Source organism: Microvirga ossetica (genome assembly GCF_002741015.1).
In the GTDB taxonomy this organism is placed as follows: Bacteria; Pseudomonadota; Alphaproteobacteria; order Rhizobiales; family Beijerinckiaceae; genus Microvirga; species Microvirga ossetica.
Genome location: NZ_CP016616.1, coordinates 409,624 through 422,879 on the forward strand (window position 1 = coordinate 409,624; position 13,256 = coordinate 422,879).

Here is a 13,256-nt window from a genome sequence, read left to right on the forward strand (position 1 = left end):
AGACGACATCCGAGACATGCCTCGTACGGGACCGTGACAATACAATCAACATCTCAAGCGCTACAGGAAATGTTGCAATGGGCGAATTCAAAGAAGCGAGATTACCCGTTCGTAAGCTTCAAAACAGACGTACAGATAAATTATCACCAGCGGACATACAGATGACTGAAGTCAAAATAAACGATCGTCGCAAATTACATCGCTTGCGACAGATGGTTTCAAGACGCGTGACGGAAGCTCCCGTCCAACATGCCACTCTCGCGACGAACGCCAACCTGTTCGCACACAAGACACTGCAAATAACACTCCAATACATGGTTTCCGATGAAAGCACTGAGGAGTGTCGAACAATGCTCAACTGCATCAAATGCATTTCCTGAACTCATAAAACAAAAGAGCTGAACGCTGAGACTGCTCATCCATGGCTTCTATCTTTTCCCCTGATAAAAAACGGATGATCGACGCGGGATTTGGATCAATTGCACACGTTCCTGTGGTCTTTGATTCAACTTCAAACTACTGTCGAGAAGTCAACAGGTATCTGCGTGAGCGGGCGACCCTTGATTGGGTTCCTCAGGGCGCTAAGAAAGTCGTGCTGCTTGCCGAGCGATCATTGGAGAACATTGCTCGCAACCTCGGCAATTTCATTGAATGGTGCAAAGCCTGTAACAGCGATGAACACCGCAAGAACCGGCCTGGATTCGACGATTGGAGGTCTCTCACCTACGAGGACGTTCTCCAGTATCAGAGAGACCAACGTAGTGGTGCATGGTCCAAAGATCGTCGTAAGTTAACGCCAGAAACGGCTAATGGTCGGGCTGACACGGCAACTGACTTTCTCCAATGGGCAGCACAACGAGGCTTGAGACCTCCATTCCAAGTTAAGCTCACCACTGTTCGCAACAAGGCCAATTCGGCGAAATTATCAAGGAGCCGCATTACTTCTCGGCACTTTCGCGTTGGCCGCGAAAAGGCATCCCGATCGAAGGCACTTCAGACTGCACTCAGTCTACCGAGAGTCGACGAAGTTCGCGCTTGGCTAAGCGCGGTGCTACGCAAGCGCGGCAAAGCCAAGTTTTTAGCATGCCGTTTCATTCTTGAGGTCGGCGCTCGGAGAATGGAAGTTGCTGCTTTGACTGAAGATCAATGGCCAACTCAAGAAACCCTCATGTTGTTGCAGAAGCGCGGTGACCTCTTTGCCACTCTGGAGCTCATTGAAACCAAGGGCGATGTTCCGCGAGATGTAATGATCCCAATCGAGTACGCGTTTGAAGTACGAGAATGGATAGACGGCCCCCGCCTTCGCCTCACCAAGGCATACTTCGGGCGGACGAAAGAAAGAACGAGCAGCCTCTTTCTCTCTGATTCTCGAGGTTACGAAGGCACTCCGATTCAATCGCACACGATCTATGATTGCTTCCATGAAGTGAAGCCACGACCACCAGGGTGGGCTCCCCATTTCGGGCGGCACACGTTTGCGTGTTTCTTTGTTCTGCGAGCGCTTGAATCAGAAGCGAAGATCCTCGGAAAGGATCTCACCAAAATGGGAGCTGACTGGGTGATGGGCCGCGGAACTTGGTGGTTAAACCTGCTCCGACGACAGCTCGGCCACGCTGATGAGGAAACTACCGAGATCTACCTCCGGTGGCTGATGAGCGCAACGCAGGTAGCAACGGTCGCAAAAGGTTGGCACGAGTCGCTCAATATCGAGGATTTCTGATGACTGAGATTACGCTGGACCCAGCCCTTCGCGGGATTATCGACCTCTCAAACGTCGAGGACCTGCCGATAACGCCGCTTCGCTTCTGGACTGATCCTGGTGATGGGACCCTGCCCTATGAGGTCGATCTAAGAGAATTTGCAGGAGGTGGCAGGTTCGAAAACATTGCCCCACAGGCTCGCCACTCTTGGACTGGCGACTTTGCGGGACGTCCGAAGTTTGCAGCCCAGTTTGCAGAGATGCTCCGACTTCAAAGGCTGGCGGAGGATAGTGCGACTGCTTCACGGGCTGCAATGCGGGCTTTCTTTCGCTTCCTTGATAAGGTTGATCCACTCGGAGATGTTGCTGACGTTTCTGGAGTCAACGACCGGCACGGTAGCAATTTTCGGCAGTGGCTGGAAGATGGCAATGGCGCACGCTCATTTTATCGAGTCCTGAAAACGACCGTCGGCCGAATGCGCGAGCTTCAGGCTCTGCCGCCTCTGTTTTGGCCCGCGCGCAACCGTGACGAGCCGACGGAGCAAGATGACATAGACCAAGTGGGAATGCGCCGGTTCTTTCATGCGTTGAAGGACGAAGGTCGTCAGATCAAGGCCATGTTTCGTCAGGGAGAGAGACTTGCTTGTGAGGGCGGTGATCCAAGGGCGCGGCGTACAGCTAGAGGTTTGATGCTTGCGTCTTGGGACGTTCGTGAAAATCACGCTTGGCTCGTTCGGTCGCTCACCCAAGAACGGCTATTGAGCAAGCGCGAGTTCCTAGCCGAGGGAGCTGCGGGACTTCATAATGCCAACGATGTCGAAACTCAGAAATTTGATGGCCCGGAATACTTGGCTCCCGGCATGACCTCGCGGGGCCGCGAGGGTATCGTTGGCAAATTGCGATGGTTTTACCCGAGCTATCACGATACCGCTATCTTTCTCTGGCTGTTTCTAATTGGAACAGGCTGGAACTTGGCCACGGCGCTCGGTCTTGACGTGACTGAACCGGACCCGGACCTGGACAGGCCCGTAAGGCCGGAAATGAACTGGGCGGAAGACCACCCACAAAAGCCCGAATTCAAGGTACTTCACAGCTTCAAAGGGCGCGCGGACCGCCATGTTTTCGCGCTCTCCATGTGCGATCCGGAGTGGCATCCGTATCAGATCATCAAGTTTATGATTTCGAGGACCGCAGTCCTCCGACAGACCGTTCAATATCAGTTGAAGCAAGCTCGGGAACGGCAGCGAGGCAATCCAACGCCGAAAATTCTAGCCGAGATCGCCCGCCTTGAAGCGATGGCCAGGAGCCCTTGGCTTTACCACGTTGTCAACGAGGTTGGCCGCATCGGGGTGTTTACACATGACGATAGTGCGAAGCTCAACAAGATTGCGCGCCTCGCTGCGGTTCGTAAGCCGAATCTTATAGACCGCCACCCACAGATTCAAGAAATCACAACCTCCATTGCACGAGATGCATGGATCGGGCATGCCTACGTTCAGAGCGGTTACCATGTCCTTCTGACCCGTCTAGCCAGTCAACATTCGACCTCGCGAACTCTGAAATTTTACCTGAACCGTCGTCGCTTTCGCGCTCATAGCGAACAGCAAACTCGTCTATGGCAGAAGGCCGTTTTCTCCGAAATCGAAAGCGGGCGTATCCTCGATCATACTCGCATCCGCATTTTAGTTACTAAGGGCGTAATTACACCTGAGCAGGAAATGAGGCTCCTGGATATACGGCAGAGGACTCGCTTAGGCATGGGCTGCCTCGATCCGACCGGTCCACCTCGGGAGGTTTCCCCTGATCATAAAGCCGGGGAACTGTGTCGAGTACAACGATGTACCGGTTGTCATCTCGGTGTGGTCTTCGAGGCAAGCCTACCCTATCTCGCGAGAGCATATGCAGAACTTCGCTTCCTGCAGGGGCAGCTGCCACATTCGAGCTGGCAGGGCTCAAGTTTCGAGGATGAGCTCGACTCATTAGAGGAGACGTTGCGAGACTTCACAAAAGAACGGGTCGACGTCCTAGTTGAGGCGTGGACGACGAAACTGAAGAGTGGGGAGATTAGGGTACATGACACCTATCCAAGCTACTGAAAGCCGATCCCCCAAGAGTGTCGCGATTGACGCATGTCGGCAGGCGATTGTTCAGGCTATTGGAGACTATTCGACCCTCGGCCAACGTCCGTGGATTGAAGTCCGAAGCATTGAGATTTTCCCAGGGGTGAGACTTGGCGACCCACTCCTAAAGCTTCCGAGAAAGTGGATGCCCAGTGGGGCAACGGAACGTGAATCTTACAGAACGTTCGATCCGACTCTGGGTGGAGCCCTTCTGGCTGGATCCCAGGAAGCAGTTCGATACAGGGACGAGAGCATTCGCCGAGCAATGCTGGCGCTTTGGCTCCCAAGGCGCACTAGCACAGGTATCCGATCCTATAAGCCAGTTTCGTGGGCCGGGGCAGTTCGGCTACTGCTCAAGGCAGTGGAATGGCAGATCAAAAACAAGCCATCTGAAGACGGCTGCGTCTGGTCTCATCTCAACGAGAACGACCTTCGAAGAATGCAGGAGATTTCAACCAACCGGAAAACGCAGGAGGCCTTAGGAGCAATCGTCCGTTGGCTGATTGACGCCGGCGATCGGGGCTGTCTTGTAGATTATCCTCGCTTGCTACCGTCTGATGACACGACATCTAACGCTACTCACGCGATTCCAGAGAAGGGAAGACGTGGCGAGAAAGCGCTAGAGCGTACCAAAAAGGTGAAGGAACGCAATTGGCAACCGTTTCCCGATGAATTCGTATCTCAACTCATCTGGAGAGCGCTGTGGATGCAGGAGAACTTGGGACGGCCTTTACTAGATTGCTGGCGCGGTCTCAGGGAAATTGCGGACGTTCATGCTACTCGCGGCCGATCTTCCGGTCACCCTTCTGTTATCGCTGAACGTGACGCGTTCATCGCGTCCTTTGATTGGCGTGATGCGGACGGAACTGCGATCCAAGAACTTCCTTTTATGATCCACCAGCGTCTCGATGCCGGACACGGCCTATCATCGTCTTGGCCGCCAAGGGATACCAAGTCATTAAATGTTGCCGTGGGCGTCCTTCAAGTATTGAATCTCAGCACCGTAGCCTTTTGTACAGGAGCACGGTCTAGTGAACTCGGGGATGCCACCGATAAGTCACTTGAGGCGTTGAGGGACGAGCGCTTCTCGGCTCGGACGTTTAAACTTGTTGAGGAAGAAACTGGAAAGCTACGGGATTGGCCATTGCACCCCCGTGCTGTTCAGGCCCTCAATCTCCAGTCACAACTATCCATCATATGTCGCCCAGCCGATGAAACCCACCTCTGGTGCACGGTCAGCCGAGGCGGTTCAAAATTGCTCAATCTCACAGAGCCAATGGTGGCCACGGTTGAGAACCTCGGTTTAACCGAGCTTGCCGGAGAGGACAGAGCGCATGTTCATCGTTGGCGACATACCGTCGCAAAATTGGTCGCATTGTCTGTCGTTGGTGCGCCTCAAGTCCTCCTCGATCTCTTCGGCCACCGGGATCTCGAGATGACGCTTAGGTACATGCTTTCTGACCCTGAGGTTGCTCAAGATGCCATGAAGGTTGCGAAGGAGGCGTCATACGCACTCGCAATTGAAGCCATTGAGGAAACTGTGAACAACAATACAGGCGGACCAGCAGCCACGCCTTTGAAGCAAGGACTTGAGAAGCTTCGGATGGAACGCGGTGAAGAGAAATACGGTGTCGAGACCATTCGCGAAGCGGCAGATATTCTGACATTCAACGGACGACATTGGGAACTCGTCCGCCCGGGAATCCTGTGTACCAAAACCCTCGGACAGTTTGGACCTTGCACACAGGGACACGGAGAGCCTGATCCCGGAAGCTGCAGAACCGGTTGCGATCACCGCCTTGAGCTCGAGCGGTCCAAGAAACATGCCGAAGAGGCCATGCTCTGCCTGCTTGCGGAACGGGCCGGAGCGGAAGCCGAAGGGCTTGACATGCTTGTCGCCAATCTCGATGGGCAAATCCTTGCGCACTTGAAGCGGTGGCCGGACATCCGAAACCGTATTATCGCAGCCAACGACCTTGCACGCCAATTGTGGGAGGTATCTCTTGCCGAAGCGGCCTAAGGTTGAGAAAGCGCCCCAAAAGAAGTCGATTGCTGATCACGGGCGGGAGGCGTCGAATCGTAAGAAGAAGTCGACACGCGACGCCTTGATTGATGCCATGCGTGAAATGGAGCGCGAGATAGAGAAAAACAACGGCCTCTATCCTTTCGCCGAAGATGGGTTCGTCAACACCCAAGAGGTCTTGCGGCGTGCCGGCAAGAGTTCAGCTCTTCTTGAAAAGTCGCATCATAAAGTTGCGGGCGGACTTAAGGAAGACGTTACGGACTGGGTCATGCGCGTCAACGGGAGGATCACCGGAGGTGTCCGGATTGTCCGGAAGCTCATCAGGCAGGAGGTGAATGAGGCTGACGACCGCGTGGAGGCCATTAAGCAGGCATGGACGGAAGCCGAATTGGAGTACATCCAGGCCAGAGAAGATATTGTAGAGAAGGATAAGGAGATCACTGTCCTCAAATTGGAGATCTCGTATCTGAAGGCAAAGCTTGCCGGAGCGAACGTAGTTCAACTTCGTCCCACCGAGCGGGAGCCAAGCTGATGGTCCGCCCATCCGTTCTTCCCATTATCCTACCTGTGCTCGAGCCGTACCTCGAGGTGAAGCATCGGGAATTCCTCAACGCTGGTAGTAAAACCCCCACCCTGCCCGGCACGGCTGACGGCAAAGTGAACGTCCGCCATCTTGTCCGCGACCTGATGCGGTTAGATTCGGCGATCCTTGATAGCCATGAGCAGCACTTCTTCCGGAAAAAAGAGCTGTACGATCGAGTCGATAGAATTGCTGAGGAGCAAGGGCTGAAAGCAATTGGAAGCCGCTCCGACGACGAGGACCAGGATGCCGCCCGTAAGAGGATTAGTATGATCGGTCGGGAGACGTCTGACTTGCGCCAGAGCCTCGCGGAACGAGAGGCTCTAATCGAGAGCCTGCGGCGGGAGAATGCAGGCCTGAGGGAGCGGCTGGGCCTCGTCGAGGAGACTGGAATGATCTTTCGGACTGAGGATCCAACATGACAGTCATTGTTATTGATCGCATCCTCTCGCGAAAACCCTTTGGCGTTATCTTTGCCGGCCGTGTGACCGAAGGCGGCCCTGAAGGCGTCAAGCGGCTTGTGGTAGTCGCTAAACGGGAAGCCATGTTCGGCGATCCGGCCGAGGGTGAAGCCTGGCGTGTCGAGGGATCCTTCCGGCAAGGTCCGAACGGACCCCAGTTGGATGCGGCGCGGGCGGCCCGAGCTTTGCCGTCGGGGATTTTGATCAAGGACTACATCGCCCGAGAGATCTCAGGGATTGGATCTGACCGCGCCCGCCGGCTCTGGGAGGCCTATGGAACGCGGCTGCCGGAGGTCCTACTCGCTGGGGACGTTCCCGCGATTGCCGAGGCCATGGCTCCGGAAAGGCCGATCCTGGGTCCACGCCTTGCAGCCGCGTTGGTGCGAGCCTGGCGGGAATCCGATGCAGAGACCCGTCTGGTGGAGTGGTCACAGAGCCGCGGGATCGACGACGCTCGACTCGTGCGACGGATTTCCAGAATCTTGGGTGAGGATGCAATCGAGCGCCTCGAACGGAATCCCTGGTGCTTGGTCTCCTTCCTACCATGGCAGAAGGTGGACGGCCTTGGCCTGCGGGTCGCCCGCGAGGACGGTATTGTCGAACCTGAAGATGAGTTGAACCGCCTCGTTGGTGCCGTCGACGCCGCCGTGAAGGACTTGATCGAGACGGGGGCGACCGCAAGCACTGATCGCGATATGCGGGCCCGCGTGGCCGCCAAACTAAACGTATCCCGCGATCACCGGCGCCTTGAAGCAGCGATGTCAGCGGGCGTCCGAAACGGCGCCATCGTTGCCGGAGAATACGGCCAGTGGCGTGCTCCGGGATGCGCCATGATGGAAGACGCAATCTTGGCGCGTCTTCGGCAGCTGTCGAAGATACCGCCCTCCCGCGGAAATGACCAGCCGACAGACCTGGAGGCCGCGCTCGCCGGCTATGAGCGCTCGGCAGGGCCATTGCATCCAGAGCAGAGAGCGGCGGTTATGAAGGTTCTTTGCTACCGCTTCGCCTGCCTTCAGGGTGGTGCTGGTGTCGGCAAGACGCACACCACAAAAGCGATCTGTGCCGTTTGGGAAGCCACCGGAGGTAAGGTCCTGTTGGCGGCCCTCGCTGGCAAAGCAGCCCTGCGCCTAAACCAATCGACAGGCCGCCTGGCCCGAACCCTTTTCCGAACAATCCAGGAGCTGGATGAGCGAGCTAGCATCCTTGAGCGCCAGTCGGATCCGGATATGGATCCCAACGAATACGCGGCCCTGGAGCTTCGGCTCCTTCGCCTCCCTGAGATCACGCCTCAAACCCTGGTGCTGGTCGACGAAGCCTCAATGGTTGACATCTCTACCTTGCATGCCCTTCTCCGTCGGATGCCGCTGGGCGCTCGCCTCCTCATGGTTGGTGATGACCGCCAGCTTCCTCCAGTTTCCTTCGGGCTGACCTTCCACAGCGTCGTTGCCGATCCTGAGATCACAGCCCGCCTGACGGTCGTCCATCGGCAGACCGGGGAAACCGGCATTCCAAGTTTCTCAGAAGCCCTACGCAACCGCAAAATGCCACCCGTGCCCCTCTACGCCGGCATTGCTCAGGACGGTGTATTCCTGCTACCGGCCTCTTCACCGAACGAGATCTCGGACGGTGTTGCCCGAGCCTTCCAGGAACTCGCGCAGGACGAGGTGGTGGTTGTATCCCCAATGAACGAGGGAACGGCCGGCGTAAGAAGCCTGAATAAGAATCTGCATCGACTTCATCTTGAGGCCAACGATGGCTTGGAAATATCAAGCCCCCTCGGCGAGTGGTTCTCTGTCGGCGAGCCGATCGTCCATCGACGCAACGATTACCAGCGCGGCCTCTACAACGGGAGCCTTGGTGTCGTGAAAAGCATTGACCCCAACACCAAGTCGCTCGTGGCGACCTTCGATGGCGACGAAGAAGGCGAACATGTTTTCAACTCCGGGGAGACAATCGATCTTTCCCTTGCCTACGCCCTCACTTGCCATCGTGCCCAAGGATCCCAAGCTAGACGGATTGTTATTGCTTTGATGCCTTCCCGCCTCCTGGATCCATCTTGGCTCTACACAGCCGTAACGCGTGCTGAGAACCAAGTCGTAATCGTCGGTAGTGTCGACACGATCGCCGACGCGCTCAAGGTTCCATGGGCCGCAGAGCGGCGACGGGTCGGGCTTCGCTGGCTGGAGGGCGTATAGAACTCGCTTACGCCTGGGTCGTTCAGAGTTCGCGAGCATAGATCTTTCCATAACGTGCTTAGTCGTCCATGGCCGACGACAGCACCATCACAAATCGCGAGCCCATGGCCCGAGCCTGTCGCAAGATTGTCACGACAGCAACGCAGTCGATTGTTGGAGACGTTTTAGATTTAGGCAATGGGGTTATCATTCCATAGCGATGAGAGTCCCACAAAACATCTTTCATCTACAATTGCACAATTTAACTTGATAAGGGACTATTCAATGCAGTTTGCTGTGACATCTATCAAACGCCCCAAGCTCGAGGCCAAGCTGTTAAAGCGCTTTTTAGCTGCTTTGGGATATGAGGTTCGTCTTGGAACCTGTCAGCAACAGTCGCTCGAATGTTGGGCTACCGAGACTATCGCGAACTTAGTCGCCTTGCGGACACGCTGCCATTAGCGGACGGTGACGCCTCTGTTGACGAGGAGACGCGCGAAATGCGACGTCGGTGGCAGATCAGCGTACTCATTGACGACGGCTTCGGACTAGAGCACGCGGCAGCCGCGGTCGACGAAATCCAACCGACAGGCTACGGGCCACGACCCGACTCTGCTCCTAAAAACCGAAACAAATTTGGGGCATGAGTGGGGACTGCGAGGCGTAAACCGATCCCGTACTGTCGAGGTCAGAAGTCAAGTTGGCGCGCGTTCAATGAGCTGGTTTGGACACAACAGAACCTCATAATTGAACGATCTCCTGTATTTAAGGGCGATGTGCATCGCAAGATGCACATCGAATATCAGGCGGCGCTTGGAAATACTCTTGTCCTTAAGAATAGACCGGCTTAGTGATCTAGGAACTTTGAAAGGTAGAGGCTCTCATGCACTTTGTTCCTTTACTAAATCTGACGAAGTGAGGTCCTTCCGAGAGAGGCATGGTCCCCTTAAAGGCATAGGCCCACCCCTCCGACTAAAAGCACCGTCAGCCGTTGACCATTCATTGATTAAAGTACCAGCGACGCCAACTGCATCGATAGCAAGCGGCATGGTCACGGGGCATGGAATACGTCTTCATTCATCGTTTCGGGTCTATTGCGTCGAGCGCGTTGGATTTATCAAAGGCCTTGATGTCGTTGCTACTCGGATGATCTGATGAGCGCAGCGTTTCATTCTGCGCACCACGAGGTCGGATCCGCCCTCGAAGGTTTGAGTTGATCTGGCTCAAGATATCCGCTCTAGCCGCGAGCCCATCAGACATGGCATCTGTAATAAACCGCCTAAGTTGTTCATTTTCTTCTTCCAGTTCCTTGAGCCGCTGACTGTGCTTGAATGACGGGAGAAACAGAGCCCTCCACTGATAAATTACGCCCACCGGTACATTGTATTTCTCGGATAAGGTGTCGACCGTCACCCCCGCGTCGGACTCTCGCAAAATTGCATCGATGAATTCAAACCCAGATGAGCTTTCGGCATTATCGTCCCGCTTTTGATGGAATTGTTCCATTGTTCATCCTATCATTTTGACCAGTGTGGTTATCCTGCCAGAGCTGGGCAGTTGCGCCGTATTTGCAGCGAAGATTGCTTGCGCTTTGAACTAGAAAGCCTTGACGTGCTCTCATCATGAGGAACGATTCTCTCTTCGATCTCCGACTCACTTGATGTCTAAGTTCTTAGACATATGAGATCGAAAGCACTGGAAGGTCAACACTCTTGTCTCGCGATCGCTCGCTTGTACCACCTGAAAATGCAAAATATAGCAGTGATTTCAAAGGAATAGCTGAAAGGCTGCGCAGTATCATTGCTGGCGAAAACGTCATCTCCTTTGCTCAGCGGGTCGGCGTTTCGCGTGCCTCGATCTACAACATTCTTGACGGGAAGTCGGTTTCTCTTGCTATTTTGTCCAGAGTCTTAGACACTACAGGTTACAGTTGGACATGGCTCATTACAGGCAAAGGGATGCCGTCAACGCAATGGGAGGAAGCGACGATACTTGTCCCCCGCTTAAAATATGTGGAGGTCGAGCGTGGGTCGCGGACGCTTCAGCCTACGGGCAGGCACAAATTATTCGAAACAGAGTTACTACAAGAGCTGGGACTCTCTGCAGATGATGCTGGAGTGATTTCCGTTTCAGATGCGGACATGGCGCCGCTGATGAATCCATTAGATGACGTTCTCATTCATCTCAAGGAATGCAGTTTTTCTCAAGACGAGCTTTTTGTGGTCGCGGTTGAAGACCAACTCACGATCCGCCGAGCCGAGCGGGTTACAGGAGAAGCCTCTTGGATCCTCACAGCAGAACGTCGGGACGTCCCGGCGGTCGCGGTTTCGGGCAACTTGCCTCTGCAGGTTTATGGGCGTGTCAGGTGGATAGGTCATAAGCTCTGAGGGCGCATTTTTAGGCTGAGATTAGTCACAAGCTCTTTCTGCGGGAGGATAGTGATTGGATAACAGTTGCGATGCTGAACCGAGGGCCGAAACGTCAGAGGCGTACCCTGGCCCGCACGCAGTTCTCTCCCCAAGAGATCAGCGGCCCATCTTCCGGTCGCAACTGGATGTCTATTTTCAGGCTATGTACCCGCTGTGCCCGCCTGAAATGAGGAACGAACTGTTGGCACGGGCCAAGAGGAAGGGTCATTACGGCAGGCTAAGCGTAATTGCAGGGATACTGACGACAAATCATATCCGTCATGAGCTTACCGACTATGAGTGGCTCATGAATTTTAATGGACCCTGGCAAAGCCTGACACGGGATGAGGCCCGACTTGTCGTTGCGGCCGAAGTTCGGGACATTTCCGATGAATGGCGGAATGGATCAGCTCAATCTGACCGTGGATTACGCCGCATCACTAAGCAATTCGTACGCCGCAGAAGAGATTTCAAACGATTGTGCCAAACACTTTCCGCAGACGCGGCGAAGTTCGCTGAGGACCAGCTAATTCGTGAAGAGAACGCCGCTCTCACGGACTATCTCGGCCAATGGTTAGACGCACGGCGATCTCCAACACTGGACTCTACAGGAGAGCCACCGCCCGAGGGACTACAAGATGAGCACAACTGATCCGTATGGGACATGCCAACGTACTTGATCATCGACAAGGTCATCGCCGACGATTCCGCCGTGTGGGTTGTGAATCCCTCGCGGCGCTAAGCAGGTCTGACATGACGGATACAGAGACACTGACGAAAGAAGACGCGCTGGCTTTCACGAAGGTGTGGATCGACAACCGGCTTGAGCCGACAAAAGATCGCTGGGCGTTCAGTGAGGCGAACTGGTTGATGCAGCAGCTCGCCGCCCGGTGCATCGCCGAGACCCTGCGGGAAGGCGGCGACGAGGTGATGCTGCAGGACCGGCTCGCATTCGTTTATGACCTCCTGCGGTCGGTCCGGTTGAACGCGCAACGCAAGGACGTCAAGAACCTGACCTGCAAGAACCGCGAGGACCTCGACGAAACCCAGCAAAGGATCGTCGAGAACGCCCGGCACGAGATCTGGCGCCGGCACGATCCCAAGCGGGCGTTCAACGAGGGCCTCAAATCGGAGCACATGCCGTCCATCCACAAACAGGTGATTTGGACGCGGTTCGCGGAATACCTGGACAAGCCATGGCTGAGACATCCAGTCCTGGACTGGGTTTTCGTCGACATGCTCGTCTCGGCCGAGATTGCTTTGTATGGCGAGCACATTAAGCAATTCGTCATGCCGTTCCCGCGCGACGCCATCGGTATGAACTCGGACTACCTCCGCAGCCAGGGCAACCTCGAAAAGATGCGCGAGCTCAACAGGACTGCGATTCTCGGCAGGGCCCTTTGGAACGTCGTCTGCACCTGGATCTTGCCGCCAGTCGCGATTGGCGCGGCCTTCTACTTCGGATGGTCGACCACCGGCATGATGCTGCTAGGCCTCTACTTGCTGATCATCGCCATCGGGCTCGGCGCAGAGGCTGGCACCGGCGTCAAGAAATTACTCGGGAAGGAGGTCCCTCAATCGCCGTCGGACGCCGCGATGAGCATCATGCTCTAGATGAGCAAAGTGTGGGACGAGTTGGAGGGGCCCACGGTCAACCCGACCATGCTGCGCGAGGCGCTTCTCAAGAGCCGTGACAAGGGAGCTGTCTGGGACACAGCCAATTACTCAATCGTCGACCGGGTAATCAGCATCGATCGAGCGGTCTGGATCGTGCAGCCGTTACGGCGCTAA

Annotated in this window: 11 protein-coding genes; 10 read left to right on the top strand and 1 reads right to left on the bottom strand. The window is 55.3% G+C overall.

The features are described 5' to 3' along the window. Positions 1-421 precede the first annotated feature (421 nt). The 6 genes from BB934_RS46720 (at position 422) to BB934_RS01800 (ending at position 9,078) form a co-directional block, all read left to right on the top strand. Positions 422-1,720 (top strand): tyrosine-type recombinase/integrase, encoded by a 1,299-nt coding sequence (locus BB934_RS46720; protein ID WP_157933968.1) that lies wholly within the window; start codon positions 422-424, stop codon positions 1,718-1,720. Further along, on the top strand, positions 1,720-3,795 hold the full coding sequence (locus BB934_RS01780; protein ID WP_237050137.1) for a hypothetical protein: 2,076 nt from the start codon (positions 1,720-1,722) through the stop codon (positions 3,793-3,795). Before BB934_RS46720 ends, BB934_RS01780 begins: the two co-directional genes overlap by 1 nt. 385 nt (positions 3,796-4,180) lie before the next feature. Beyond that, on the top strand, positions 4,181-5,839 hold the full coding sequence (locus BB934_RS46725; protein ID WP_157933969.1) for a site-specific integrase: 1,659 nt from the start codon (positions 4,181-4,183) through the stop codon (positions 5,837-5,839). Beyond that, positions 5,823-6,374 carry a hypothetical protein gene (locus BB934_RS01790; protein WP_099508105.1) on the top strand — a complete coding sequence of 184 codons (552 nt, stop codon included), beginning with the start codon at positions 5,823-5,825 and terminating at the stop codon, positions 6,372-6,374. The genes BB934_RS46725 and BB934_RS01790 overlap by 17 nt, the downstream gene beginning before the upstream one ends. Continuing rightward, complete coding sequence (locus tag BB934_RS01795) at positions 6,374-6,844, top strand: hypothetical protein (protein WP_099508106.1); 471 nt, start codon at positions 6,374-6,376, stop codon at positions 6,842-6,844. The genes BB934_RS01790 and BB934_RS01795 overlap by 1 nt, the downstream gene beginning before the upstream one ends. Beyond that, the gene (locus BB934_RS01800; RefSeq protein WP_099508107.1) at positions 6,841-9,078 is read left to right on the top strand and encodes an AAA family ATPase; all 2,238 of its coding nucleotides are present in this window, start codon (positions 6,841-6,843) and stop codon (positions 9,076-9,078) included. Before BB934_RS01795 ends, BB934_RS01800 begins: the two co-directional genes overlap by 4 nt. Before the next feature lie 1,056 nt (positions 9,079-10,134). Here the strand turns inward: BB934_RS01800 and BB934_RS01810 are convergent. After that, positions 10,135-10,563 (bottom strand): transposase, encoded by a 429-nt coding sequence (locus tag BB934_RS01810; protein WP_099508109.1) that lies wholly within the window; start codon positions 10,561-10,563, stop codon positions 10,135-10,137. 206 nt (positions 10,564-10,769) lie between these two features. On the opposite strand from BB934_RS01810, the gene BB934_RS46730 reads away from it, so the two are divergent. The 4 genes from BB934_RS46730 (at position 10,770) to BB934_RS46735 (ending at position 13,256) form a co-directional block, all read left to right on the top strand. Continuing rightward, entirely contained in the window at positions 10,770-11,444 is a 675-nt protein-coding gene (locus tag BB934_RS46730) for a hypothetical protein (protein WP_157933970.1), read from the top strand. A gap of 208 nt (positions 11,445-11,652) precedes the next feature. Further along, positions 11,653-12,117, top strand: coding sequence for a DUF2293 domain-containing protein (locus tag BB934_RS50800; protein ID WP_418294741.1), 465 nt, complete (start codon positions 11,653-11,655; stop codon positions 12,115-12,117). A 101-nt stretch (positions 12,118-12,218) separates the two neighbouring features. After that, positions 12,219-13,079: a hypothetical protein gene (locus tag BB934_RS01825; protein WP_099508112.1), complete on the top strand. Its 861-nt coding sequence runs from the start codon at positions 12,219-12,221 to the stop codon at positions 13,077-13,079. Further along, positions 13,080-13,256, top strand: coding sequence for a hypothetical protein (locus tag BB934_RS46735; protein WP_157933972.1), 177 nt, complete (start codon positions 13,080-13,082; stop codon positions 13,254-13,256).

Excerpts from the sequence above, each read along its gene's own strand:
- BB934_RS46720 (WP_157933968.1), top strand. The coding sequence starts at position 422 with ATGGCTTCTATCTTTTCCCCTGATAAAAAACGGATGATCGACGCGGGA.
- BB934_RS01780 (WP_237050137.1), top strand. The coding sequence starts at position 1,720 with ATGACTGAGATTACGCTGGACCCAGCCCTTCGCGGGATTATCGACCTC.
- BB934_RS01795 (WP_099508106.1), top strand. The coding sequence starts at position 6,374 with ATGGTCCGCCCATCCGTTCTTCCCATTATCCTACCTGTGCTCGAGCCG.
- BB934_RS01800 (WP_099508107.1), top strand. The coding sequence starts at position 6,841 with ATGACAGTCATTGTTATTGATCGCATCCTCTCGCGAAAACCCTTTGGC.
- BB934_RS01810 (WP_099508109.1), bottom strand. The coding sequence starts at position 10,563 with ATGGAACAATTCCATCAAAAGCGGGACGATAATGCCGAAAGCTCATCT.
- BB934_RS50800 (WP_418294741.1), top strand. The coding sequence starts at position 11,653 with ATGAGGAACGAACTGTTGGCACGGGCCAAGAGGAAGGGTCATTACGGC.
- BB934_RS01825 (WP_099508112.1), top strand. The coding sequence starts at position 12,219 with ATGACGGATACAGAGACACTGACGAAAGAAGACGCGCTGGCTTTCACG.
- BB934_RS46735 (WP_157933972.1), top strand. The coding sequence starts at position 13,080 with ATGAGCAAAGTGTGGGACGAGTTGGAGGGGCCCACGGTCAACCCGACC.